Genomic DNA, 285 nt, shown 5'->3' on the forward strand with positions numbered 1-285 from the left:
TGATCAAAAATACCGAAATTCATCCCGAAGGTGCCATTTTTGCCAGGGGAGCCTGTGATGATAAAGGACAAATGTATATGCACGTGAAGGCGCTGGAGTATATGTCCAAAAACAACGAACTCCCTTGTAATGTCAAGTTCATGATAGAAGGGGAAGAAGAAGTTGGAAGTGAGCATCTCGGCTGGTTCATTGAAAAAAATAAGGAAAAGCTACAGAACGACGTGATTCTTATCAGTGACACCGGAATGATCGCCCCGGACGTTCCTTCCATTACCACCGGACTCC

Annotated in this window: 1 protein-coding gene; it reads left to right on the forward strand. The window is 44.9% G+C overall.

The features are described 5' to 3' along the window. Positions 1-285, forward strand: a 285-nt coding sequence (locus HC176_RS19245) for a M20/M25/M40 family metallo-hydrolase (RefSeq protein ID WP_167920572.1), incomplete at both ends; no start/stop codon positions are given.

The sequence above is a fragment of the Tamlana crocina genome (assembly GCF_012037625.1).